Genomic DNA, 24,795 nt, shown 5'->3' with positions numbered 1-24,795 from the left:
CCGATGTGCCTGCCTCAGCACCAAAGTTTGCCCCATTTCTATGAATAAATAGAAGACCTGTGCCCCACATCTGTAAGTACAATCACCAACTGATTTCGTTCAAAGTACATCATCAACCGATAATCCCCTACCCGACGTCGCCAGTACCCGGCGAGAGGTCCGGAAAGGGCTTTGCATGCCCTCCATGGTTCCTCCATTGTTCGTAATTGGTTAATATCTTTACGAATACGGCGAAGAACTTGTGGGTCTAGTTTTTTCATCGTCTTCGCGGCAGTAGGTAGAACTTGTACGTCCCAGTTCTGATTAGTCGTCAAGTAGATGCCCCATTAGATCGTCAAACGGTATGGCCGCTACCTTGCCCGCGCGGTAATCTTCGACCTCTTGTTTCATCAGGTATATGTGCTCGTACTCTGCAATTTTTTCTTCCATCGCAAGCCGCATGTAGTACGAAGCTGGACGATCAGTATGGCGCGCCAACGCCTCATAACGTTCTTTGAGCTCGGGGCTGAGTCGCATTACTGCTGTTTTTGTTTTAGATTGTATCTGTGTAGACATGTAATACATTGTATTACATTATGTCAAGTATCTTAGAGGGTTTCGCTATCGAGAATGAGGGTTACTGGTCCGTCATTAACGAGTTCAACCTGCATATCGGCGCCGAAAATTCCCGTCTCAACACGCAGCCCGGTATTACGGAGCTTCTGAACAAAAGCCTCAAAAAGCGGCTCGCTGACAGCGCCCGGAGCCGCTTTCGACCACGACGGGCGCCTGCCTTTTTTCGCATCTCCGTAGAGCGTGAACTGACTAACGGCAAGAATGGGCGCATCGACCTCAAGTGCGGATTTTTCACCCTCAAAAAGGCGCAGGTTAGCGGTCTTATCCGCCATTTTAGCCAGCTGGGTCTCGCCGTCCTCATGGGTAATACCGACGAGTGCAAGATACCCGGTTTCTTCAATCGCCCCAACGATCTTATTCTCTACACGCACGGATGCGCGGCTTACACGCTGCAAAATAACTCGCATGGGTTGCTCTGCCTTTCGGTATTTCTAAAATATTCAGATATTTCCGCGAAGCTGTACCGCTTGCAGAAATTTCTCTGCTTCGCGGGGTGTCCGGAATTCGATATATCGTTTGTCAGGATGTTTCCTGCGTGCTTCGGCCATCAGAGGCTCATATTTAGGGTAGCTGCTCCAGGTGTAGCGAATCATATTTTCGGGATCAGTAAAAACGCTCCACAGGGGCGGCTCAGTATTTCCGGCCCAAAGTTCTTCACGAGTCACTGCTCGGTGCAGGGTTCTTCGAATAACCCGCTGCTCAACAAACCATCTCGGATAATGCAGGTAAATGACGGTATCAGCACGTTCTAGAAGACGCTCACGTACCTGAGAGTACTGCCATTCTGTAATCCACGAATCCTGCGCCGCGAGTTCATCCACATCTGCTTCAAAACTGGGGCGGGGCGTCCAGTTCGCACCCCAGTACAAAGAATCCATTTCGGTATGCGGTATGCCTAAAATCGCGCCGAGTCTTTGGGCAAATGTAGTTTTACCGCTGCCGCTTGTGCCAGCGATGAGGATGCGCATAGCTCCTGCCTTTCGTGCGGGGACTTTTCCCAGAATAACTAACCCATACACGAATACGCACCGAAACGACGAAAGCGGGCTGCGCATACACCCGTGTGTAGCTGCAGCCCGCTCTCCCCTCAGCGCTCACGCGCGGGGATTTTCAGACAAGAATTACTTCTCGTCTTCGTCCTTCTTCTTCGGCTTGAAATCAACGCCTGCTTCCTTACGCTGCTGCGGCGTGATCGGCGCGGGTGCGGCAGTCAGCGGGTCATAGCCGTTACCGGTCTTCGGGAAGGCAATAACCTCGCGAATCGAATCAACCCCCGCAAGAAGCGAGATAATGCGATCCCATCCAAATGCGATACCGCCCATCGGAGGTGCGCCGTACTTGAAGGCGTCCAGCAAGAAGCCGAACTTCTCCTGTGCTTCTTCCTCACCAATTCCCATGACCGCAAAAACACGTTCCTGCACGTCACGGCGGTGGATACGGATAGAACCGCCACCGATCTCGTTACCATTGCAGACAATATCGTAGGCGTATGCCAGCGCCGAACCTGGATCCTTGTCAAAGGTATCCAAGAACTCGGGTTTTGGCGCCGTGAAGGCGTGGTGCACGGCAGTCCATGCGGAGTGCCCCAGCGCGACATCTCCTGACTCGGTGGCCTCTGCGGCAGACTCGAAAAGAGGCGCATCTACTACCCACAGGAACGACCACTCGCCGTCCTTAATAAGACCGGTACGGTGGCCGATCTCAACACGGGCAGCGCCCAGCAGAGCACGCGCCTGCTTAGCTTCACCGGCGGCGAAGAAGATGCAGTCCCCCGGGTTGGCCCCGGTTGCTGCGGCAAGACCCGCGCGTTCTTCATCGGTGATGTTCTTCGCAACAGGGCCGGTCAGTTCGCCGTCTTCCTGCACGAGGACATAGGCCAGGCCCTTCGCACCACGCTGCTTTGCCCATTCCTGCCATGCATCCAGGGTGCGGCGCGGCTGAGAAGCACCACCGGGCATCACCACGGCACCCACGTAGGGAGCCTTAAACACACGGAACGTGGTGTTGGCAAAGTAATCGGTAAGTTCGGTCAGCTCAAGACCAAAACGCAGATCTGGCTTGTCGGTACCGTATTTCTCCATCGCTTCGGCATAGGTCATACGGCGAATAGGACGGGGAACCTGCACATCAATCAGGTTCCAGACGGCCTCAATAATGCGTTCGCCCAGGTCAATAATGTCGTCTTGGTCTACGAAGGATGCCTCAATATCGAGCTGAGTGAACTCAGGCTGACGGTCCGCACGGAAGTCCTCATCGCGGTAGCATCGAGCAATCTGGTAGTACTTCTCAATGCCGCCCACCTGCAGGAGCTGTTTAAACAGCTGAGGTGACTGCGGCAACGCATACCAAGAACCAGGTGCCAAACGCGCAGGAACCAGGAAGTCACGGGCACCTTCGGGTGTCGAACGGGTAAGAGTGGGGGTTTCAACCTCAAGGTAGCCGTCATCAGCAAGCAGGTTGCGTGCCGCGCGGTTAGCATCAGAACGCAGGCGCATGATGCGAGCAGGTTCGGGGCGGCGAAGATCGAGATAACGGTAACGCAGACGCGCCTCTTCACCAACCTCAACATGCTCGTCAATCTGGAATGGAAGCGGTGCCGCAGTATTGAGAACCTCAACCGCAGAAACTTCAACCTCAATTTCGCCGGTTGCAAGATTCGGGTTTTCATTTCCCTCGGGGCGCTTGGTCACCTGACCGGTTACACGCAGAACGTACTCATTACGCAGGTGCTCAAAATCATCTTCGTTATGGAACACGCACTGGGTAACGCCCGCGCGATCACGCAAATCGACGAAAGCCACGCCGCCGTGGTCACGACGACGAGCTACCCAGCCGGTGAGGGTTACGGTTTCTCCGATGTTGGCGGCGGTGAGCTCGCCATTGGTATGGGTGCGAAGCACTGCATTCCTTTCATTGCAGGCACCTCACGACTATAGACAGTAGCCGGGTGCATGCGCTTGATTTTTAAGATACGCACACTGCGTGCGCATTGTCCCATTGTAATGCCGCCACGCACTATAGTGTGGCGACATCCGCAATATTTTATGAGCCGATGCTCTCGGCAGGCACTACACGCACGTTCAGGTCTTCTCCTGGCGGCATCCAGCTCGCGGGGTCCGCAGCAACTTGTTCCCCCGAACGGATATCCTTCACCTCGTGCGCCAGTTCGCCGTTATCCCCCGTCGAAATAAACCATACGAAGGGAATACCGCGTTTTTCAGCGTATTTGATCTGCTTACCAAATTTGGCTGCGTTCGCCGAAACTTCACAGGCGATACCGCGCGCCCGAAGCGCATCGGCAACATCGTTAGCGGCAGACCAGCCTTCTTCATTAGTGAGGGCGATAAACACCGCTGAGGGAACCTTACGGGTAGCCTGCGCAAACCCCTGTGAGAGGATGCGTGCCACCAGACGGGTCACCCCAATCGAGAGCCCAACTCCGGGATAGGTTTTCTTCCCGTTCGAGGCTAGTGACTCGTACCGACCGCCCGAGCAAATCGACCCCAACGATTCATGCCCCACGAGCACAGTCTCGTAGACAGTACCGGTGTAATAATCCAGCCCGCGCGCAATAGAGAGATCGGCGAGAACTTTTCCGGGGGCGCGGCGGGCAGCCTCATCAATAACTTCGGCAAGCTCGGCAACACCCTGATCAAGAAGCTCATGCTCAGCCTCGTAGCGTTCAGCGAGTTCACGGACCTGGGCCACAAAAGATGAATCCTCGGTACGAATCTGAGCAAGCTCTAGGGCTGCCTGAGCCTGCTCTTCAGAGGCACCAGCTTCACGCTGAAGTTCCTGCGCCACCGCATCCGCGCCAATTTTTTCAAGTTTGTCAATGGAACGCAGCACCGCGGCTGTATCGGTGAGCCCCAGCCCAAGATAAAAACCCTCCGCAAGTTTGCGGTTATTCACCCGAAGTTTGAAATCTGGAATAGGGAGTTTTGAGAGCGCATCCACAACAACGAGGGCGAGGGTCACGTCATAACGGAAAGGCAGTTCGCCATCACCCACAACATCAATATCAGCCTGGGTAAACTCGCGTGCACGCCCCTCCTGCGGGCGTTCGCCGCGCCACACTTTCTGAATCTGGTAGCGAGAGAACGGGAAATTCAGGTACCCGGCGTTCTCAACCACGTATCGCGCGAAAGGCACGGTCAAATCGAAGTGCAGCGCAAGCTTTTCTTTAGCTTTGGTGCCGTTATCATCCTGCAGGCGAGAGATCGCGTACACTTCCTTATCGATCTCGCCCTTGCGAAGAAGCTGCTCAATAGTCTCAACCGAGCGGGTCTCAATTGAGGAAAAACCATGAAGCTCGAAGGTCGTACGCAGAGTATCAAGAACGTGGTTCTCAACAAGTCGTTCAGCCGGTAAATACTCCGGAAAACCAGACAGCGATGCCTTGCGAGCCATAGTGTTTCTTCTCCTTGAGGTTGCAATAATCGGTTGTGCTATATGAGCAAAGTGTTTGCGGGGCACAATCTTCTTAATAGTAACAAGGATGCGCTCCTAGCGAACCCGACGCCGCCTTCTGCAGACCTGAACCACCAGCTCGCCACGTGTGCTTCGCGGCGTCGCGCATCTCACCCTGTGACCCGCGTCCGGGTTGGCGTGTAACGGTGTGTTTAAACACCCGGCACCCGTTATGCTGTATAGATGCGCGCGCATCCTGATGACACGGTGCGCACCCTCAAAGCCGCCCCGTACGCGCGCACCATGAACCTCGGCGTAGCACCCTAACACGGTACGACGCCCCTAGTGAAAGAGTTATAGCGGTGACCATTAAATCCGACGACATTGCTGTGAACCTCGAAAAGGCCCGCAAGTTTGGGCGCGTCTCTGAAGACGGCCACGTATTCGTCATTGTTGAAGGCGAAGAGTACGCGGTAGGCCAGCTGCCTGACGCCTCAGAAGAGGAGGCGCTAGCCTACTTTGCCCGCAAGTTCGAGAACGTTGAGGCGCAGGTGACCCTGCTGGAGTCTCGCATCGAAAACAACGCTCCCGCCGCCGATGTTCAGAAGGGTATCGAATCAATCGGTGCGCAGATTGCCGAGCGGAACATGGTGGGCGACTACGCCGGTATGCAGCAGCGGCTAACAGCCCTGACCGAACGCATCGGTGAGCTGGCTGAGCAGCAGAAGCAGAACCGTGCCGCCAACCGTGAACGCGCCTTGGCAGCCCGTGAAGAGATCGTGGCTGAAGCCGAGTCGATTGTGGAGCAGGATCCCGAGAAGATTCACTGGAAGAACTCGCACGCGCGCATGAACGAACTGTTTGATGCGTGGAAGCAGGCCCAGCGGGAAATCCACCTGCCCAAGTCGGTGGAGGACGAGCTGTGGAAGCGTTTCCGTACCGCCCGCACCACCTTCGACCGTAACCGCCGCGCGCACTTCTCCCAGCTGGATGAGCGCAACGCCCGCATTAAGCGCGCCAAGGAAGAGCTGATTTCCCGTGCGGAAGAGCTCTCAAGCTCCACCAACTGGTCTGATACCTCCCGCGCCTACGGCGATCTTATGCGCGAGTGGAAGAAAGTTCCGCGCGGCTCCCGCCGGGAGGACGATAAACTGTGGGCCCGTTTCCGTGCTGCACAGGATGTCTTCTTTGATGCCCGTAACGCTGCCGAAGCTGAGCAGGATGCGGCCTATGCCGACAACCTGAAGGTGAAAGAAGCGCTACTGGTTGAAGCCCGCGGGCTTCTTCCGGTAACCGATATTGCCGCCGCTAAAGCCGCGTTCGATAAGATCCTTGACCGCTGGGATGCAGCAGGCCGCGTGCCGCGTGCCGATATGCGCCGCATCGACTCTGAGCTGCGTAAAATCCAGGACGAGATTCACGGCGCCGAGGCTGCGAAGTGGAAGAAGAACGACCCCGCGAAAACCGCACGGGCAAACTCGCTGCTTGCGCAGATTCAGGATTCCCTCACCAAGCTGGAAACCGAGCTGGCTCAGGCCCAGGCATCGGGTGATGAGAAAAAGATCGCTAAGGCGCAGGAGGCACTGGATGCCCGCCGCGCCTGGGCAGCCACCCTGGAAGGGTTTGAAGGCTAACGCCTAAGAGCGCCAACCGTATCGGGGCGGCTCACCACACTACCGCAAGAGTGTGTGAGCCGCCCCGTTCGTGTATAAAAAGGCACCCTCTTATGCGTGCGCCGGCTTAGAGCCCGTCAGACGGTACGCCTTATACACGCCGTCAACGTTCAGTACTACGTTCACCACATGCTCCAGCATGTACCTGTCCCCCAGTTCAACCGTGAACCTGTCCACCGCTATGTGGTCTTCGGACGTATGCACGCGCGCATCCACAATACTCACACCCGAATCTGAGATCGCACGGATGAGGTCATTGAGCAGGCCCTTACGGTCAAGTCCCTCCACCTGAATCTGCACCCGGTAGGTGCTGCTGGGGGTGGGTGCCCACTGAACCTCCGTTAAACGCGGCTGCTGCTCCTCATCCAGGTTCAGTATATTCGGGCAGTCACGCCGGTGCACCGAAATACCGTTGAGCCGGGTGACCATGCCAATAATGTCGTCGGGCGGGACCGGGCTACAGCAGCGGGCGATCTTCGTGAGCACACCCTCAGCCCCCGGCACCAGCACACCGTTGTCGCTCACCGCGCTGCGGGTCTGCTTCAGCAGGGTTTCGTCAAAGTCGCTCACCTCAACAGTCGGCTCGTCCTGCTGCTCCCCGTTATACAGGTCAATGAGGGTGTCAATAACCTGCTTTGTGGTCAGCTCGTTCTCGCCAATAGCCCGGTACATGGTTGCCACATCGTTCTTATGCAGAGTTTGCGCCACCTGGGTCATCAGCTCAGGGCTCATCATCTTCTGCAGCGGCAGCTCATTATTGCGCATGCTCTTCGTAAGCGCCTCACGCCCACGGTCCAGCGCCTCAAGGCGACGTTCTTTCGCAAAGTGCTGGCGGATCTTTGTGCGGGCCCGTGAGGAACGCACGAACTTCAGCCAGTCTTCGCTGGGTCCTGCCTCCTCATCCTTCGTGGTCATAATTTCCACGGTCACCCCGGTTGGCAGCATCGTGTGAAGCGGTACCAGACGGCCGTTTACTTTCGCCCCGACGGTTCGGTCCCCCACCTCAGAGTGAATAGCGTACGCGAAATCAACCGGGGTTGAGCCGGAGGGAAGCGCAATAGCCTCACCGTTGGGTGTGAGCACCACAATCTCGTCGGTGTCCAGGGTGTCAGCGAGAGATTCGTAGAACTTATCGGACTCGGGGTTAGAGTTAGAAATTTCGGCGATAGCCTGCAAAATACCGACGTTCATTGCTGCGGTCTGGGTGCCGGGTTCGTGCTTGGCGTTGCTCACCTGCTCACCGCGTGAAGCCGCCTTATACCGCCAGTGCGCAGCCACCCCGTATTCGGCTTCTTCATGCATCTTATAGGTGCGGATCTGCACCTCTAACGGCAGGTTCCCCGGCCCGTACACCGTTAAATGCAGCGACTGGTAGTTATTGTTTTTTGGGTTTTTAATATAGTCCTTAAACCGGCCTGTCATTGACGGCCATAGCGAGAGGATATGCCCCAGCACCGTGTAGCATTCGCTCTCCTCTTCCACCATAATGCGCACCGCAAGAATGTCATTAATCTCGTCAAAACTACGGCCCTTTGTTTTCATCTTCTGATGAATCGAGTAGTAGTGTTTAGGCCGGCCAGTCACCATGGCTTCAAGACCCATCTGGGTTAGCCGCTCGGAGATTTTAGCGCGGGCGTCCTCCAGAAACGCCTCAAGTTTTGGGGTGCGCTCCCCCACCATGCGCACCATCTCAGCGTAAATATCGGGGCTCATCGCCGCAAATGACAGGTCTTCAAGCTCCCATTTAATCGTGTTCAAACCCAGTCGGTGTGCTAAGGGGGCATAGATTTTTAGTGTCTCTTCGGCTTTACGGGCCGCCGAGGCCGCCGCCACAAAACGCCAAGTGCGTGCATTGTGCAGACGGTCCGCAAGTTTAATGAGGAGCACACGAATATCTTTACTCATCGACAGCACCAGTTTACGGATGGTCTCAATGGAGGCACGCTCACCGTAGGTCATCCTGTCGAGCTTAGTCACCCCATCCACCAGGTAGGCGACTTCCTCCCCAAATTCTGCGGTGAGCTCTTCCATCGTGTAGTCGGTGTCTTCTACCGTGTCATGAAGCAGCCCGGCCGCCAGCACGGGGCCGGTGGCGCCCATCTCCGCGAGGATCGCGGTCACGGCAACCGGGTGAGTAATGTACGGGTCGCCACTTTTACGTTTCTGCCCGCGGTGGTGCCTATTGGCCACCTCAAAGGCACGTTGAAGAACCTGAATGTCCTCCTCAGGATGGTATTTGCGCAGGGCCCGCACCACCGGGGCGATCATTGGCGAGAAATGTGTCTGTGATGTACCAGGGTCAAGATTTTTAGCGATGCGCCTGCCGAAAACCAGCCGGTTAGGCACACGCCCGGATGCGGTCATAACGCGGTGCGAACCGCGCACCGGTTTCTTTTTCGGCGCGGTTTGAGGAACCACGCTACTGTCTTCGGGGGTATTGTGGGATTCTACGACCATTTTTACCTTTTCCCTCCTGCGAGTTTTCTGGCCTGGTAGCGGTGGGGTGCTTCGTCGGCCCCTTACGCGACGCCTTGTTGTGCATGGCGGCGCGCATCCACACGAGAAAACCCGTTGTGTGTTTGTTATGCTACCCAACCTTGACGATACGTCGCAAACTGTGCCCGGTTATATGGTGCGCGCCCGCACGCTTTTTGGCCTCTCAGCAGCTGGGCAACCCTGGTGCACTAAAGGGCACGCATAAGGGGCTAGCATCTTGGATGATGCTAGCCCCTTACCTTCAAGACCGGTGAGTGAAACTAATCGAAATTCACGACATTCACTTCAATCTTCGGCTTTGAACGTTTCACGGGTTTCTGCTGTGACTCGTTGTCGGAGTCGGTCTCTTCTTCCCCGCCGTGGGCGCGGAAGTACTCCACCTTCTGCCGCTGCCCAACAATCTTTTTCTCGCCCAGCCGCAGCATACCGTACAGCGGTGCCGAGACGAACAGAGTGCCGAACATGCCCACCAGAATACCTACAAAGAGCGAGAGGGAAAGATCCTGCAGAGTGCCCGCACCAAGCATAAACGCACCAATGAACAGGATGGACCCAACGGGGAGCACACCCACGATCGCGGTGTTAATGGAACGCACCAGGGTCTGGTTAACCGCTAGGTTCGTTTCCTCCGCGAAGGTCGCATCCTTACGGTCCATAATGTCCTCGGTGTTCTCACGGATCTTATCGAAAACCACAACGGAGTCGTACAGCGAGTAGCTCAGGATCGTTAGGAAACCAATAATCGCGCTCGGGGTGATTTCGAAGCCCAACGCCGCGTAAATACCCACGGTGACCACCACGGTAAAGAACAAGCCCGCAATGGAGGCGACAGACATCTTCCAGGTGCGGAAGTAGAACGCCATACCAATCAGCGCGAAAATCACGAACGCCACCAGACCCCACAGCGCCTGCCGGGTCACATCAGCACCCCAGGTGGGACCCACATAGGATGAGGTCACGTCGTTTTCGCTGACGCCGTACGCATCCTGCAGGGCTTTCTTCACTTTGAGGGTCTCTTCGTCACTGAGTTTACTCATCTGCGCCCGAACAGTGCCGGGGGCAATATGGGTAACATGCACGTCGGAGGCGTCCGGGACGTTCTCCTTGACGATTTTCTCCCCGGTGGAGGATTCCGTATGAGAAGCCTTCGACACCACAAATTCCGAACCGCCACGGAAATCGATACCCAGGTTGAACCCGTTACCGACCAACGGAAGGATCACTGAGACCGCCATGAGCGCGGCGGCTATCATCAGCCACAGTTTACGTTTGCCAATGAACGGGTAGGAGCGTTTGCCCGAGTGCAGGTCATTACCGAACCGCGCGAAGACGTTAGGCTTTACCTCGGTCATGGTTACGCCTCCTTCTTTTCTTCAGGGGTGCCCGTCACGTCTTTATCCTCGGCGGCACGGGCGGCACGTCGGCGCTCTGCGATACTCACATAGTCTTCATCCGGTTTGCGGAAACGACCGGCGCCACGGTACAGCGGGGTTGCGCCCAGCGACTCGGGCGAGAGGCCCGAATGACGGTACCCCTTACCGAAGTAGCGGGTATTCGCCAGCAGGGTCAGGGTGGGGTGAGTGAACAGGTACACAACGATCAGGTCGGCGATAGCAGTCAAGCCCAGGGTAAAGGCGAAGCCCTTCACAGAACCCACCGACACCACGTACAGCACCACTGCTGCCAGCAGGTTCACAGCCTTCGAAGCGAGGATGGTGCGGGAGGCCCGCTTCCAGCCGTGGTTCACAGCGGAAGGGATGGTGCGTCCGGCGCGTATCTCATCACGAATACGTTCGAAGTACACAATGAACGAGTCGGCCGTGGCACCAATAGCAACAATTAGGCCCGCAACACCTGCCAGAGAGAGGCGGTAGTTCAACGCCCAGCCCAGAAGCACAATCGCCTCGTACGAGATAATACCCGCCACGATCAGCGATGCCATGGTCACAAACCCGAGCAGGCGGTACTGGAACAGCGAATAAATGAACACCAGCAGCAAGCCGATGAGACCGGTCAGCAGGCCCACCTTCAACTGCTCAGAGCCGAGGGTTGCCGAGATCTGCTGCTCAGATTGGATGCTGAAACTAATCGGCAGTGCACCGTATTTGAGCTGGTCGGCCAGGGCTTTGGCCTGGTCCTCAGTGAAGTTACCGGTGATCTGTGACTTACCGTCTGAAATAACAGCTTGGGACGTTGGGGAGGACAGCACCTTACCGTCAAGCATAATAGCGAACCGGCTGCGCGGGTCGGCGGGGTTCTGCCCACGGATCGAGTTCAGGCGGGAGGTCACATCTTTGAAAGTGGTAACCCCCTGGTCTTTAAACTCAATGTTCACGCCCCAGCGGCCGGTGGTCACGCCCTGGCCGCTGCTTTCTTGGGAGTGCGAGGCTGTTGCAATATCGTTACCGCTGAGCTCAACACGACCCAGGATGTACTTTTCGGTACCGTCGGTGGAGCAGGCCACAATCGGTTTTCCGGGATCCTGGTTTTCAGCATCCTCATTATGCCCGGCGGTGCAGTCTTTCGCCTCGTATTCTTTCTGCAACTCGGCGGTAATCCAGTTCTTATCCGAGTTGTCTTTAGGTTCCGCGTCCGGTTTGGGGAGCTTATCGTCCGGGGTGCGGCTCTCTTGCGGGGTTGCCGCGCCTGAACCCGAGGCCAGCACAGGGCGGAACGACATATTCGCAGAAGCCTGAATGAGCGCACGGGTTTCGGCGCTAATAGTGCCCGGAACGGAAACCACCACGTTATTGCCCGAACCGAAGGAGGTGGTAACCTCCGCCTCGGAGACGCCCGCGCCATCGACGCGCTGACGGATAATTTCAACTGCCTGGTTTAGCTGTTCTTGGCTGACAGATTCATTCTGCGACCCGTTAACTTTGGGTGAGAGAATCATCTGCGTGCCGCCCGAGAGGTCAAGCGCAAGTTTCGGGCCCCACGACCCGCCCGCGTGGGTGGTGCCGAAAATACCCGCGGCCATCACAATCATGAGCAAAACCATTGAGACGAGGGCGCCTCGTGCAGCTGTAAGCGGGGAACGCTTAGCCATGTATGCCCCTTACTAGATTTTTATCTTCTCAATCAGCAAGAATAGCACCCGTTCTAGGGTGCTATTCCCGATTATTGTCTTTATTAATTGAGGTCGTAGCCCTTGGCAGGCTTCTCGGGTGACTCGTCTTCCGCCGTGTCTTTGCCCTCGGTGCTTTCCACGACTTCTTCCTTAGCCTCCACCGGTTCTTCTTCCGCAACATCCACCACGGTGGCAACAGCGTCCAGGCTAATGGTGATGATCGTTCCCTCGGCGATCTCCACAAGTGCTTTACGGTTTTCATGGTCGGTTGAGACGATGGTGCCGTACAGCCCGGCACGGGTCATAATTTCATCACCGGCACGCAGGTTTTCCTGCATAGTCTGGGTGGCTTGCATCTGTGCTTTCTGCCGTTTAGTGCCGCTGTAAATGCTCCAGATCATGAAGAGCACAAAAACGGCGAGAAGTATCATCGTAATATCCATGGTGTCCTCTCTGTAGGGACGTGTCCCCGGCGTCGCCCTACCCGGGGTGTATAGGATGGTGACGCGCCTGTGTTCATAGTTTCTCTACTGTACCCATCCTACGCGAGAGCACAGTCTTTCCCTATCGGTTATGCGCTCAGCCGCAGTTTTTCTTGAGAAACTACCCTGCCACGGTGATGTTTTCCCCACTGAAAACAGCATGACCGTTCCGTGCTAGGGGGATATTTCGATGCTACAGGTTAATATCGGGGGCTTCTAGCCCCAGGTGCTCCCACGCGGCAGGCAGCGCCACACGCCCGCGAGGGGTGCGGCCGATCAGCCCTTCACGCACCAGGTAGGGTTCGGCTACTGTCTCCACGGTCTCGGTTTCTTCACCAACGGCGATAGCCAGGGTGGATAGCCCCACCGGTCCCCCACCGAACTTGTGGATGAGCGATTCAAGAACGGCGCGGTCCAGGCGGTCCAGCCCGCGCTCATCCACTTCATACATGTCAAGGGCGGTTGCCGCATTGTGGGCGTTAATATTGGGTACATCATTCACAAGGGCCCAGTCGCGTACACGGCGGAGCAGCCGGTTAGCGATACGCGGTGTGCCGCGTGAACGGCCCGCGATCTCTGCGAACCCCTCACTGGTGATACTCATATCCATCAGACCGGCACTGCGGCGTAGCACCAGCTCAAGCTCCGGCACGGAGTAGAACTCCAGATGCCCGGTGAACCCAAAACGGTCACGCAGCGGCCCGGGGAGCAGCCCGGCACGGGTTGTGGCACCCACCAGGGTAAACTGCGGTAGTTCAAGGGGGATGGAGGTGGCTCCCGCTCCCTTACCAACCACAATATCCACGCGAAAATCTTCCATCGCCATGTACAGCATTTCTTCGGCGGGGCGGCTCATGCGGTGTATTTCATCCAGGAAAAGCACCTCGCCGGGGGTTAGCGACGAGAGGATGGCCGCTAAATCGCCGGAGTGCTGAATAGCTGGGCCGGAGGTGATGCGCAAAGGGGCATCCATCTCAGCGGCAATAATCATGGCGAGCGTGGTTTTGCCAAGCCCGGGAGGGCCGGAAAGAAGCACATGATCAGCGCTGCGGCCCCGCATTTTCGAGGCTTCCAGCACTAGGGAAAGCTGCTGCCGCACCCTTTTTTGCCCCACGAAGTCACCAAGCGATTTGGGGCGCAGGGCCGCCTCAATCATTTTTTCTTCGGGTTCTTCTTCCATGGCAACTAGCCGCTGCTGCCCGGGCACCTGACCGGGTGCGTAACCGCCCGACGGCGTAGGCTCATAGGGGTTATCTGTCACGTGTTCTTATCCTCTGTAGATGCTGTAGCTCTCGTGCCTGAGCGTGCTGCGGCGGCTCTATCCGATACTACCGTACGCACCACCGGGTGCGGTGTGCTCCCCGTGGTAGGGTGTGTTCCGCCGTGCGTTAGCGCCGCCCAACAGTATTTTGTGCTCCTAAGGAGGCAAGCACCCCGCGAAGTGCCGCGCCTACCGCCTCATTCTCGGCGCCCGGGTTGTGGGTCACGTAGGCGTCAATCGCGGCATTAGCGTCTTTTTCAGTCCAGCCCAGGGAGGTGAGGGCATCAAGGACCTGCGGTTTCCATGCCAGCCCGCCCTGGGGGGCGGCTGCTTCTTCTCCCTGGCTTTCGCTAAGAATTAGTTTGCCCGCCAGCTCAAGCACAATACGCCGCGCACCCTTGGGGCCAATACCGGGAACCTTGGTGAATGCTTTATCATCCCCTGTGGCCACGGCGCGCTCCACCTCGCTGGCGGTGTGCACGCTCAGCACAGCCAATGCAATACGCGGGCCAATTCCCGAGACGGAGAGCATCATATCGAACACTTCACGTTCGGCGGGTTCAGCGAAACCGTAGAGCGTCATAGATTCTTCGCGCACAATCATGCTGGTGAGCACCGTGGCGGTCTCCCCCAGGTGCAGGCCAGCGAGCGTACGGGCGGTGGCGTGCACAAGCATCCCAAACCCGTTGACGTCGAGGATGACGTTGTCGAGACCTACATGGCTTACTCTGCCGGTGAGTGACGCAATCATAGTTTCCTCTCATAGGGCGCACTAGGTACCGTTGCTGTGAGCAGGGCGCGCACCTCCAGTATATTAGAATATATCTTCTGAAATCAACCACATGACGGCCCGCCCGCGAAAAATACTTGAGAATAACAGGAAAATCGCGCACGCTATATTCGAAAATAGTATCGAAAAATGTGTTGGGTCGCCTACCTGCGGGCCTTCGCCTCCGCCTCTTTCCACGCCCGCTGCGCAGGAGTGAGCGCCGCACCCCGGGCAGCCTGCACAGGCCGGGACCCCTGGTGAGTCTGGGTGTGCGCCGCCATATTAATACCCGAACCGATGCCGCCGCCGCGCCACCCGTGACAGATGGCAATAGCGAGCGCATCGGCAGCATCCGCCGGTTTCGGCATTTTTTCAAGGCCTAGGATGCGGGTTACCATCCGCCCCACGGAGCCTTTATCGGCCCGCCCGGAGCCGGTGACCGCCGCCTTTACCTCGGAGGGGGTGTGAAAATGCACGGGCACCCCAAGCATTGCGGCCGCAGAAATCACCGCCCCGGAGGCGTGCGCGGTACCGATCACAGTATTGACCTGTTCTTGGGCGAAGATTCGCTCAATAGCGAGCGCATCTGGCTTATACACTTTAATCCACTGTTGGGTGGCGTTGAATATGCGCAAAATACGCTGATCCAGCGCCTCAGCCGCCTGGGTTCCGGCGATACCGACGTTCACGAAGTAGGCTTTGCGGTCGGCGGTCATATCGAGCATGGAGATGCCGCAGCGGGTCAGGCCCGGGTCGATACCCATAATGCGTGTGGCACCGGGTACGCGCGGCTCGGGGGCAAGCGGGTGGTTTTCGCTCATCCGGTTTCTCCTTATGCTGTCGTTGGCTGTCCCCTCCGGGGTGCGCCCAGATAGAGTACGGTGCCCGGCTCACGGCCCGCGTGTGCGGGGTGTGTCCGGGCACTCGTGCGTTTTGTGCTTATTCGGCTTCTAGCTGGGCGATAACCTCTGCGGAAACGTTTGCGTTGGAGTAGACGTTCTGGACGTCGTCGAGTTCTTCGACCGCATCCGCGAGTTTGAGGAACTTTTTGGCGCCGTCAAGGTCGAGGTCTACCTGCATGGTGGGGCGGAATACGGGGTCGTCGTTGTTGTACTCCAGTTCCGCTTCATCCAGTGCTTTGCGGATTTCGGGCAGGTCGGTTGCGGCGGATACGACGGTGAACACGTCGCCTTCGTCCAGTACTTCTTCGGCGCCTGCATCAAGCACGGCCATGAGCACGTCGTCTTCGGTGAGCCCGTCGGTTTTTGCTACTTCGGCCACGCCTTTACGCTCGAAGAGGAACGCCACGGAGCCCTGGTCTGCCATGGTGCCGCCGTTGCGGGTCACGGCCAGGCGCACGTCTGATGCGGCACGGTTGCGGTTATCGGTCAGGCACTCGATGTACAGTGCGGTGCCTTGCGGGCCGCGTGCCTCGTACATGATTTCGGTGTAGTCGATGGTTTCGCCGGTCAGCCCAGCACCGCGTTTAATGGCGCGGTCAATATTGTCGTTGGGCACCGAGTTCTTTTTTGCTTTCGACACGGCAAGATCGAGTGCGGGGTTGCCTGCAATGTCTGCCCCGCCCATGCGGGCGGCTACTTCGATTGCCTTAATGAATTTGGCGAATGCCTTCGCGCGCTTGGCGTCAATCGCGGCTTTCTTGTGTTTGGTGGTGGCCCATTTGGAGTGACCCGACATTCGTTTCTCCCTTACGTTAATGTTCTGTGCGGGCGCACGTGGGTGGCCGCGCGTCAATACTTTTCAACTATACCGGCTGATGTGCGCTGGCAGTAGTTTTAGCGGGGGCGTTTCATCGCTGATGCGCGTGCCTTGTTCACGAGTGTGTCGTCGATTGTGGCGGGGGTGAATTCGCCGTATTTACGTTTGGCGGCCTGCTCGATCAGGTAGTCAGAGATTTTGGGGTTTTTGGGCAGTAGTGAGCCGTGCAGGTAGGTGCCGATCACGTTGTGCACGCGCGCGCCCTCATGGGTTTCTGCTTTGTTGTTCCCTTCGCCTTTGGTGACGGTGGCAGCGAGCGGGGTGCACCCGGAGCCCAGGTAGGTGAGCCCGGAGTGGTTCTCAAACCCGATGATGGTTCCGAAGTCTTTGGACTCTTCAACAATGTTGCCGATCAGTCGTTCGTCGCCGCCTACAGTGTGGGCGTCGAAGATCCCGATGCCTTTGAGCACTTCCCCTTCGCGGGTGCGGAATTCTTTGCCGAACAGCTGGTATAGGCCGCAGATGACGAGCATGGGGGTGCCGTCTTCGGCGAGCTGTTTCAAGTGTTCGGAGTTGGCGTGCAGGTCCTCTTGGATGACGGTCTGCCCGGAGTCCTGGCCGCCGCCGCCAATAATAATATCGACGTCTTGGGGGAATTCGTCGCCGGGGTTGTAGTCGATAATGTCGACGTCGAACCCGTGGGCGTGGGCGCGGCGTGCGAGTGAGAGCGTGTTGCCCCAGTCGCCGTAAATGTTCATGTCTTTGGGGTACAGCTGCAGGATACGCAGAGTTTTGCCGTTGTTCGGCCCGGCGGCGGGGGTTCCGGCGATGGTGTGGGTCATGGCTTAGGAAACCCTTTCGACGTTGGTGATTTTTCCGAGTTCTTCGCGCAGGGCGAGCATTGAGGTGTAGGTGCAGAAGATACGCATGGGCGCCTGCCCACTGTTGGCGATGAACGAACGGAGGGCGTCGTCTAGGTCTTCTTGCACGTCTTCTACGGGTACGCCGTCGTGTTCTAGGCGCAGCGCCATATCCCAGGCGCGCACTCCGGAGACCATTTTCACGCCGGTGGCGGCTAGGTCGTGGAAGTCTACGTCCCACAGCCAGGAGACGTCACGCCCGTCGGCGTACTGGTCGTTAATGGTGATCATGGTGGCGTAGTCGTGGGAGTTTGCGCTGGCCAGTGAGAGGCGGAACCCGCTGGGGTTTTTCACCAGCAGCAGCTGCAGCGGACGCCCGTTCACGTTGAGGGTTTCGCCGCGGCCGAATGCGGGGGTGATTTTTGCCAGCTCGTTCACGAGGGCGTCTTGGTTGAGTTTTTCGCCCATGACGGCGCGGGTGAGGGCCATTGCGGCGGCGGCGTTGAAAATGTTGTAGATGCCGTAGAGGTTAATCTGCCCTGTGATGCTTTGGCCCGCCAGGTTGAAGGTTGCGCTGCTGCCGGAGAAGGCGGTGAGGGTCACGTCTGAGTCGGGCAGGTCGGCGGAGCGTGCGCCCACACCGCTGCGCAGCTCGTCGTCTGAGGGGAAGTATGAGCGCAGCTCGTCGTTCAGACCGAAGTAGCTGATGTTCGTGCCAGGCTGCACGGCTTGAGCGAGGGAACGGATGCGCGGGTCTTCGCGGTTGAGCACCACGGTTTTAGTGGTTGCGGCGGCTACGGTGGAGAGCATCCTGCGGGTGGTGTCGATTTCGCCGAAGCGGTCAAGCTGATCGCGCAGCACGTTCAGCAGCAGCGCATAGTCGGGTTTGACGGCTTTGACGAAGTGCACGGCGTGCGCCTCGTCTAGTTCGAGTACGGCGATGTCTGCATCGAGTTTTCCGGTGAGGCTCATTGCGCCCAGGAGGGCCGCCGCCACGCCGCGCACGAAGTTGGAGCCGGTGCGGTTGGTGAAGACTTTAAGCCCCTGCGATTCGAGCAGCTGCACCGTCATTTTGGTGGTGGTGGTTTTGCCGTTGGTGCCTGAGACAACGACCACGCCGTAGGGCAGTTTGGCGAGTTCTTCGGCCACGAATTCGGGGTGCAGTTTTTCCATGACGAGGCCGGGGAATGCGGAACCGCCGCCGCGCAGTTTACTTGCGTAGCGTACGCCCTGGCCGAGCAAACGAATGAGGGGTTTTGACATGCACACTATTTTATACCCTCCCGCACTGTGTAATTGCACGGTATGGCGTTGCTTACTTTGCGGGTGTTGGCGGCGGCCTTTTATGTGTTGTGCCATGCACACAACGGCGCGTGCCGCTATTTCCCGGTGCGTTTTCGCGGGAGCAGTAATAATTTTTCTGGGTGATTTCAGAAGAGAGCCGTTTGAATATTTACGGTGCTTATGTCGTGGTTCACGGTGAAGGCTAGGTTGTCGATTTCGGCCGTGTTTACCAGCAGGGCGGCGGCCGGATCGCCGGTGTGGGCGGTCATGAATTTCCCGGCCGCACCGGTGCAGTAAAACCCTGCGGCGCCTGTGGAAAGTACGCTGGGGAACTGCCCGAGCGGTTCGGGGCTGCCAGCTCGCAGGGCCGCGTAGGGGCGGGCCATGGCAGGTGAGGGCTCCCACGGCTCATGCAGCGGGGTAAGAGGGACGCGCAGCTGCGCGTGGGTGAGCGCCTCCCGGGCAGTTTTCAAGGTTTCTTGGTGGACGCTGCGTATTGTGCTGTTTGGCAGCGGGTTAAGCCAGGCACGGTATTTGCTGGGTGTCTGTTTCACCTGCGGCACCCCGCCGATGCGGGTAACAGCGTCTTCGGCTTCACGCACGCTCAGCCCGTCAGGTGCTTGGGCTATGTAGGTTGCGACAGCGGGCGCCTGCTCGTCGAGGCGGCGCGGGGTTGAGGCTTGGGAACTGGTGCCTACTTTGCTGGTCCCGTCGGGGAATGTGGCAATGTAGAGCCGGTGCGGTGTCGCCGCGTAGGCTCGCATCCCCGGGGTTAATGTGCCGGGGTGCAGGTGCGCGGCGTGAAGGGCCGTGAACTCGTCGCGGGCGGCGCATCGTTCGCATTGTTTACCGCCGCGGATGCGTGCTCCTTCTGGGCAAGGCACCCGGCGGGGCGCACCCGTGTTTGGGGTGTTCGTGTTCTCGCCGGATGGCCCGCTCGCAAAGTACCCGGCGCAGTAGCGCAAGTGTTCACCAGCGGTATCAGCCAGTAGCCGCAGCCCAAGAAAAGCGCCGGGGGTAAGCGGTATGCGGATGCGCTCACCGCTGGGGTGCTGCTCCCCCGCCGCCGCGGTGAGGGGTTCCGTTTCAAGAACGGGCTGGCGCTCAACCCACCGCAGCTCACGCCAGATGAGCGCCCGGTCGCCGCCGCCGGGCGGGGCCGCACTATCGAGCAGGTTCAGGGGCGTCATCCTCCCAGCATACCTATTCCCACCAGGTTCTAATACCCCCCCCCATGAGCCGGGTGCGCGGCTACTTCAGCCACTTGGAGCGGAGCGAGTCTACCTTCTTTACTTTCCACCCCTGGTCTTCCACGTACACGAGGGTCATATTGAAGTCCTCTTGAATACCCCACGAGTAGTACCGGTTATCGGCTTGGCCGCTATCTTTGTTGTACCAGGTGTAGGTGTTGCGTTTGTGCCGTACCGCAATGGTGACTTCTTTTTTATCGTCGCTCCATTTTTCTGAATCGGCCACACGTTTCATGGTGTATTTATATTCACCAACCCAGTACCCTGCTTCGCGCAGCTCATTATCGTTTTTGCTCTGACCGTCGGGGGTTTTGTCGGTACGTTCGTCTTTTTCACTGGATTTATCGTACTGATAGTCGGGGGCGTACACGTTTTTGGTGTAGTTCTCAATTTCCGTATTAGTGTACGCAGTGTACCGGTAGGTTTCGCCCATGTATTTAATGAGTGCGTCTACCCCGTCAAGCTCACGGGATTTTACGGTGTCTGAAAGCACCGGCGCACCCATATTGTAGACGGGGTGCTTATCGGTGGGCGGTATGAATTTACCGGCGTAGTAGTTATCAAGCTCCGTGCTGCTCAGCGGGGCGGGTGAACCATCAGGCAGCGTGGGTGCGGGGCGTTCTTTGGTGAGCGGCACACTGGATTTGGCTGATGCGCTCGCTGAGGGGGTGTGTGATGCGGAGGTGCTGATCGTACCTGATGCGTCGGTTTCTTCGTCGACGTATTCGGCGCATCCGGCGGTTGCAAGCAGGCAGGCTACGATCGTGAAACTGGTGATTGTTCGGGTAATTTGGGGTCGTTTACCTGTGGGGATGCGGGGGCTCATCGGCGGCTTTCGTGGTTGGTTTGCGGTCAGCTGGGTGGGAAGGTCCGGAAGGAACCTTGGGGGCGGCGGTACGGGTGGTTTCGCCGTTATATATCATGCCATACTTTACGGTTCAAAAAATAATCTGACACCGTGGTTTTAGCATGATGCGTTTCACTCGTGGCTGCGGGCACTTTCTGCCCGTGAAAAATAATGCTCAGGGGTGGGTATTTAGGCTGGGGTGCGGCAGATTTTGGGCGCTAGCAGCCTTTTTCTGTGTCTGGTTTTTTGCGGGGTTTTAAACAGCACAGTTTACCCTTCTGTAGAGGTTCAACTTACCGATTTATTGTACGCCTGCTTTTCTGTCTTAACAAGGAAACGCGGGGGTTGAATTACCCACAGTCTTCCTTATTCTGTGCCTGCACAATTACTGGGTTTGAGCGAACCCGTCGGCGATTATCTGGCGCATGTCGTCAAGGGTGCGAGACATGGTTTTTGTGTGCGCAATGATGGGCAGAAAATTGGTGTCGCCGCTCCAGCGGGGCAGAATATGCTGGTGCAGGTGGTCGGCTATGCCCGCTCCCCCGACTTTGCCCTGATTCATACCAATGTTGAACCCGTCGTTATGGGATACTTTGCGCAGAACCCGCATGGTGCGCTGAGTCAGGTGCGCCATTTCGAGGGTTTCTTCTTCGGTTGCCTGGTCGTACAGCGGAATGTGGCGGTACGGGCAGATGAGCAGGTGCCCCGGATTATAGGGGTACAGGTTGAGCAGAGCGAAGGTGTGCTCCCCACGGTATACAATGAGCGATTCCTCATCACTGCGTGAGGGCGCGGTGCAGAAGGGGCAGGTTTTTTCGGTGTGGTCCTGCTGCCCGCCACTCACGTAGGCGGTACGGTGCGGTGTCCAGAGCCGCTGGAACGCATCGGGCACGCCGGGCAACTCGAAGTCATCGGCGGTGTTCGTGGTGTGGGCATTCTGGTTCTCGCTCATGTCTCTATTAAACCGCACGGCGCACCTGTGGGGGCGCTATCGCCCGGTGTCTGTAGAAATAACTGGTGTTCCCGCAGGCGGCCCCATAACCCGGCAGGGCACTAGAGCGCACTGTCCAGCCTACGATTCTCCCCAGCCGTCGCATAGGTGCGGGGTTTAAGAATCACGCCGCAGGCGCACCGCGATTTTCTGGCGGATCACGGTGAGCGTCTGTTTGGTCTCTTCGATGAGTTCCATGGGCTGTTCAGGCTCATGGGTGTCGTCCTCTGCGGTATCGGGGGCACCCCGCCGGGAGGCAAGAAATTCCTGGGTGAGTTCTTCGGGCGGGCGGTGTACCGTACCGTCTCCCATACGGATGGCGAGCATCGCCTTCAGCTCGGCGATTTCGGCGTGAAGTGCCTCAATATCGGCTTTCGTTGCGGCGTGGTCTTCTTCGGTGACTCCGCTAATTTTTTCGATCACCCAGGTGGCTAGCGCACCGGTGATCACACCGAACAGGCCGACCCCGTAAATCATAACGACCACGGCAATAACCCTGCCGGAGACGGTCACCGGGTACACATCGCCGTAGCCCACAGTCGCCAGTGTTGCGAGAGTCCACCAGTACGCCGTCCAAATGTCTTTAATGAGGGCACCGGGGGCGTCTTGCTCAATGGAGAAGACGGCCAGGGCCGCCATAATCACAAAGATCAGCGTGTACCCGAAAAGTTTAACGGCCAGTTCTGAGAGCAGTTTGTACTGGCGGTTGGCGGTCATGTGGAGCATCGCCAAGAAACTCACAATACGCCAGGCTGGCAGAAGCACAATAGCAAGGTTCATCAGGTTGTGCGTGAGGAAGTAGATGCGCCGGGGCGCCAGGTAGAGCCGCACACAATAATCAACCGCGAAAAGCGCCCACAGTATCATTTGAAGAATATTGAGAACACCATCAATCGGCGTGCTAATGCGTGTGCTCACAATGGGCGCGGCGTAGGCGATAAGGTACAGGAGCGAGGCAATAAAAAGCGGTTTATCGGTGCTGCGCTCCCATTCGGTGAGCCCTTCTTCGCCGCGGGTAATCTTAGGCCGGCGGGCCTGTTCCGGTTCGGAAAACCGAGTTGAAGAGGGGCCTAAGGAAGTGTTTTCAGGCTCGGGTGCGGTACCGGTGTGTGGTGTTTCTGCGCCGTTTGCCTCTGCCATGCTGCCCAGTCCTTACACGTTCTTCGTTGAAGCAGGTCTGCTGTGAACCGCAGGTTCGTGCGTGAACCTTCTGTAGCCATCATATCGGTTTTTCCACACGTATCTGCGGATGCTGCAGAACTAGCGTGAGGGCACCTGCCGTTCGGTAGCTTTGGTTTGTTTCGGGTGTTTGGCCCAGACCAATACGTTATAGAGAATAGCCGCATCTGAGAGACTAGAATCATGAGTTCTTCAATCTCTCAGGCAGTCCGTGAGCTTGCCGAACCAAAGCTGGCGGAGTTCACGGCGAAGCTGATTCCTACGGTTGATCCTGCGCGGATTTTGGGTGTACGCATGCCCGCGCTGCGCAAGCTCGCTAAGAAGCTGCTGCGTGAACATCCGCCGGAAGTCACGGAGTTTAAGGCGGCGGTTCCGCATGATTTTCAGGAAGAAGATCTGCTGCATGTGCTGCTTCTGAATGAGGAACGTGACTTTGCCACCTGGCATGCGGAAATTACTAATTTCTTGCCATATATGACGAACTGGACTCTTACGGATGCCGTCTCCCCAGCCTGTGTGAAGGGCCGCAATGCAGCCAACCTGCCGCAGCTGGAGCGGGCCTGCCTCGACTGGATGGTTGATGATCGTGTGTATGTGCAACGTCTAGGCGTGGTGGTGCTCATGTCATTGTTGGGCACCGAGTATTTCTCACCGGAGCATCTGCGTAAGGAGTACGAGTACAACGGCATCGACACCTGCGCCGTGGACGGCATGTGCCAGACCCGCTGCCCCGTGAACATTAACACTGGTGACCTGATTCGCCGCCTGCGTTCTGAGAACCAGGACAAGCTGGCTGCTACCGGCTGGAAGGTTGCCGCGCAGCAGTGGGGCGTCATGGATAAGGTCGCCGGCAAGGCCCTGACCGTGGCTCAGAAGCTGCCGTTCCCCGTGGTGCACGGCACCACCAACATTGCCCGCAAGGTCATGGGCGACGACACGGTCCCCTCCTACAAGAAGGGCCTGCCGGTCGGTGGCCTGGCACGTAAGCCGCACAAGGACGCAACCGCTGAGATTGTGTTCTTCCCCGCCTGCGTGAACTCCATGTTCGGCGGCGTGGACGGCGACGGCAAGCATGACCCGGTACGCACCCCAGGCGTTCATCCGCCTGTGTGAGCGTGCGGGCGTGAAGTACCGCATCCCGGACAATATTGGTGAGATGTGCTGCTCCACCCCGTGGAAGTCGAAGGGCTTCACCGACGGCTACTCGATCATGAGCGACCGTGTGCTGAAGTCCCTGTGGGAGGCTACTGACGGTGGCCGCCTGCCGGTCGTGTGCGACGCTTCGTCCTGCACTGAGGGTCTTAATGTGATGCGTGAGAAGGTTATTAAGGCGCTTGAGCACAAGATTGTGAACGGCCTGAAGCCGGGCGAGCCGGACTTCTCGCGTCTGCGCATGTACGACGCGGTGCAGTTCGCCGCCGACAACATGCTGGACAAGCTGACCGTGTCTGCTCCCCTGCCGTCGATTGCACTGCACCCGACCTGCTCCATGACTCACCTGGGTACTCAGCCTGCGTTTGAGAAGATTGCGAACGCGATGAGTGCCGACGTGTACGTACCGAAGCACTGGGGTTGCTGTGGTTACGCGGGTGACCGCGGTATGCTGCACCCGGAGCTGACGGCGAGCGCTACGGAGGCGGAGGCTGCGGAGCTGAGCGAGCAGAAGCAGTTCGCCGCATACATTTCGGCGAACCGCACCTGTGAGCAGGGCATGACGGAGGCGACCGGCCACACCTACCAGAACGTGCTGCAGCTACTGGAACGCACCACCCGCTAAAGGGCTGAGCGCATAGCAACGGTATAAAGAAGGGACCCGGCGGGCTATCTGATGGATAGACCGCCGGGTCCCTGAGTGTATGGCTATAGCAAGAATATATTTAGAAAATTAG

23 protein-coding genes are annotated in these 24,795 nt (G+C 57.7%); 3 read left to right on the top strand and 20 right to left on the bottom strand.

Annotated features, from left to right (window positions below; all coding sequences use genetic code 11):
• Positions 1-38: 38 nt before the first annotated feature.
• From I6I94_RS11555 to hisS, 6 genes are all read right to left on the bottom strand, one after another.
• Positions 39-260, bottom strand: a complete 222-nt coding sequence (locus tag I6I94_RS11555) for a type II toxin-antitoxin system RelE family toxin (protein ID WP_408015308.1) — start codon at positions 258-260, stop codon at positions 39-41.
• Between the two features lie 43 nt (positions 261-303).
• Entirely contained in the window at positions 304-516 is a 213-nt protein-coding gene (gene relB / locus I6I94_RS00495) for a type II toxin-antitoxin system RelB family antitoxin (RefSeq protein WP_128087815.1), read from the bottom strand.
• A gap of 71 nt (positions 517-587) precedes the next feature.
• On the bottom strand, positions 588-1,022 hold the full coding sequence (gene dtd / locus I6I94_RS00490) for a D-aminoacyl-tRNA deacylase (protein WP_128087816.1): 435 nt from the start codon (positions 1,020-1,022) through the stop codon (positions 588-590).
• Positions 1,023-1,055: 33 nt separating this feature from the next.
• Positions 1,056-1,583, bottom strand: a complete 528-nt coding sequence (locus tag I6I94_RS00485) for a P-loop NTPase family protein (protein WP_128087817.1) — start codon at positions 1,581-1,583, stop codon at positions 1,056-1,058.
• A gap of 153 nt (positions 1,584-1,736) precedes the next feature.
• Entirely contained in the window at positions 1,737-3,515 is a 1,779-nt protein-coding gene (aspS, locus tag I6I94_RS00480; RefSeq protein ID WP_201620747.1) for an aspartate--tRNA ligase, read from the bottom strand.
• Positions 3,516-3,657: 142 nt separating this feature from the next.
• Positions 3,658-5,025 carry a histidine--tRNA ligase gene (hisS, locus tag I6I94_RS00475; RefSeq protein ID WP_128087818.1) on the bottom strand — a complete coding sequence of 456 codons (1,368 nt, stop codon included), beginning with the start codon at positions 5,023-5,025 and terminating at the stop codon, positions 3,658-3,660.
• A 362-nt stretch (positions 5,026-5,387) separates the two neighbouring features.
• Here hisS and I6I94_RS00470 point away from each other — a divergent pair, with 362 nt between their 5' ends.
• Positions 5,388-6,659, top strand: a complete 1,272-nt coding sequence (locus tag I6I94_RS00470; protein ID WP_128087819.1) for a DUF349 domain-containing protein — start codon at positions 5,388-5,390, stop codon at positions 6,657-6,659.
• A gap of 90 nt (positions 6,660-6,749) precedes the next feature.
• Here the strand turns inward: I6I94_RS00470 and I6I94_RS00465 are convergent, their stop codons facing one another.
• From I6I94_RS00465 to I6I94_RS00400, 14 genes are all read right to left on the bottom strand, one after another.
• Positions 6,750-9,155, bottom strand: coding sequence for a RelA/SpoT family protein (locus I6I94_RS00465; protein ID WP_126926420.1), 2,406 nt, complete (start codon positions 9,153-9,155; stop codon positions 6,750-6,752).
• A gap of 299 nt (positions 9,156-9,454) precedes the next feature.
• Entirely contained in the window at positions 9,455-10,546 is a 1,092-nt protein-coding gene (gene secF, locus I6I94_RS00460) for a protein translocase subunit SecF (protein WP_006887160.1), read from the bottom strand.
• Between the two features lie 2 nt (positions 10,547-10,548).
• Complete coding sequence (secD, locus tag I6I94_RS00455; protein WP_128087821.1) at positions 10,549-12,243, bottom strand: protein translocase subunit SecD; 1,695 nt, start codon at positions 12,241-12,243, stop codon at positions 10,549-10,551.
• Positions 12,244-12,326: 83 nt separating this feature from the next.
• Entirely contained in the window at positions 12,327-12,707 is a 381-nt protein-coding gene (yajC, locus tag I6I94_RS00450) for a preprotein translocase subunit YajC (RefSeq protein ID WP_201620746.1), read from the bottom strand.
• A 232-nt stretch (positions 12,708-12,939) separates the two neighbouring features.
• Positions 12,940-13,926, bottom strand: coding sequence for a Holliday junction branch migration DNA helicase RuvB (ruvB, locus tag I6I94_RS00445; protein ID WP_023133001.1), 987 nt, complete (start codon positions 13,924-13,926; stop codon positions 12,940-12,942).
• A 208-nt stretch (positions 13,927-14,134) separates the two neighbouring features.
• The gene (ruvA, locus tag I6I94_RS00440) at positions 14,135-14,758 is read right to left on the bottom strand and encodes a Holliday junction branch migration protein RuvA (RefSeq protein WP_201620745.1); all 624 of its coding nucleotides are present in this window, start codon (positions 14,756-14,758) and stop codon (positions 14,135-14,137) included.
• A 182-nt stretch (positions 14,759-14,940) separates the two neighbouring features.
• Positions 14,941-15,597, bottom strand: a complete 657-nt coding sequence (gene ruvC / locus I6I94_RS00435; RefSeq protein ID WP_126500074.1) for a crossover junction endodeoxyribonuclease RuvC — start codon at positions 15,595-15,597, stop codon at positions 14,941-14,943.
• Between the two features lie 118 nt (positions 15,598-15,715).
• Positions 15,716-16,474, bottom strand: a complete 759-nt coding sequence (locus tag I6I94_RS00430; RefSeq protein ID WP_006887169.1) for a YebC/PmpR family DNA-binding transcriptional regulator — start codon at positions 16,472-16,474, stop codon at positions 15,716-15,718.
• Positions 16,475-16,572: 98 nt separating this feature from the next.
• The gene (locus I6I94_RS00425; protein WP_006887113.1) at positions 16,573-17,337 is read right to left on the bottom strand and encodes a type 1 glutamine amidotransferase; all 765 of its coding nucleotides are present in this window, start codon (positions 17,335-17,337) and stop codon (positions 16,573-16,575) included.
• Between the two features lie 3 nt (positions 17,338-17,340).
• Positions 17,341-18,627 (bottom strand): Mur ligase family protein, encoded by a 1,287-nt coding sequence (locus tag I6I94_RS00420; protein WP_094757960.1) that lies wholly within the window; start codon positions 18,625-18,627, stop codon positions 17,341-17,343.
• A 158-nt stretch (positions 18,628-18,785) separates the two neighbouring features.
• Positions 18,786-19,829 carry a hypothetical protein gene (locus tag I6I94_RS00415; RefSeq protein WP_128087823.1) on the bottom strand — a complete coding sequence of 348 codons (1,044 nt, stop codon included), beginning with the start codon at positions 19,827-19,829 and terminating at the stop codon, positions 18,786-18,788.
• A gap of 61 nt (positions 19,830-19,890) precedes the next feature.
• On the bottom strand, positions 19,891-20,715 hold the full coding sequence (locus I6I94_RS00410) for a hypothetical protein (protein WP_201620744.1): 825 nt from the start codon (positions 20,713-20,715) through the stop codon (positions 19,891-19,893).
• A gap of 406 nt (positions 20,716-21,121) precedes the next feature.
• Positions 21,122-21,688, bottom strand: coding sequence for an HIT family protein (locus I6I94_RS00405; RefSeq protein ID WP_023132992.1), 567 nt, complete (start codon positions 21,686-21,688; stop codon positions 21,122-21,124).
• Between the two features lie 156 nt (positions 21,689-21,844).
• A complete protein-coding gene (locus tag I6I94_RS00400; RefSeq protein WP_201620743.1) occupies positions 21,845-22,867 on the bottom strand; it encodes a potassium channel family protein in 1,023 nt (340 codons plus the stop codon).
• A 222-nt stretch (positions 22,868-23,089) separates the two neighbouring features.
• Between I6I94_RS00400 and I6I94_RS11355 the strand changes: the two genes are divergently transcribed.
• The gene (locus tag I6I94_RS11355; protein ID WP_236588883.1) at positions 23,090-24,019 is read left to right on the top strand and encodes a DNA alkylation repair protein; all 930 of its coding nucleotides are present in this window, start codon (positions 23,090-23,092) and stop codon (positions 24,017-24,019) included.
• Positions 23,979-24,683 (top strand): heterodisulfide reductase-related iron-sulfur binding cluster, encoded by a 705-nt coding sequence (locus tag I6I94_RS00390; protein WP_236588882.1) that lies wholly within the window; start codon positions 23,979-23,981, stop codon positions 24,681-24,683. The genes I6I94_RS11355 and I6I94_RS00390 overlap by 41 nt, the downstream gene beginning before the upstream one ends.
• Positions 24,684-24,795: the final 112 nt, after the last annotated feature.

This window comes from Rothia aeria (assembly GCF_016726365.1).
In the GTDB taxonomy this organism is placed as follows: Bacteria; Actinomycetota; Actinomycetes; order Actinomycetales; family Micrococcaceae; genus Rothia; species Rothia aeria.
This window is presented reverse-complemented; position numbering and strand designations above follow the sequence as displayed.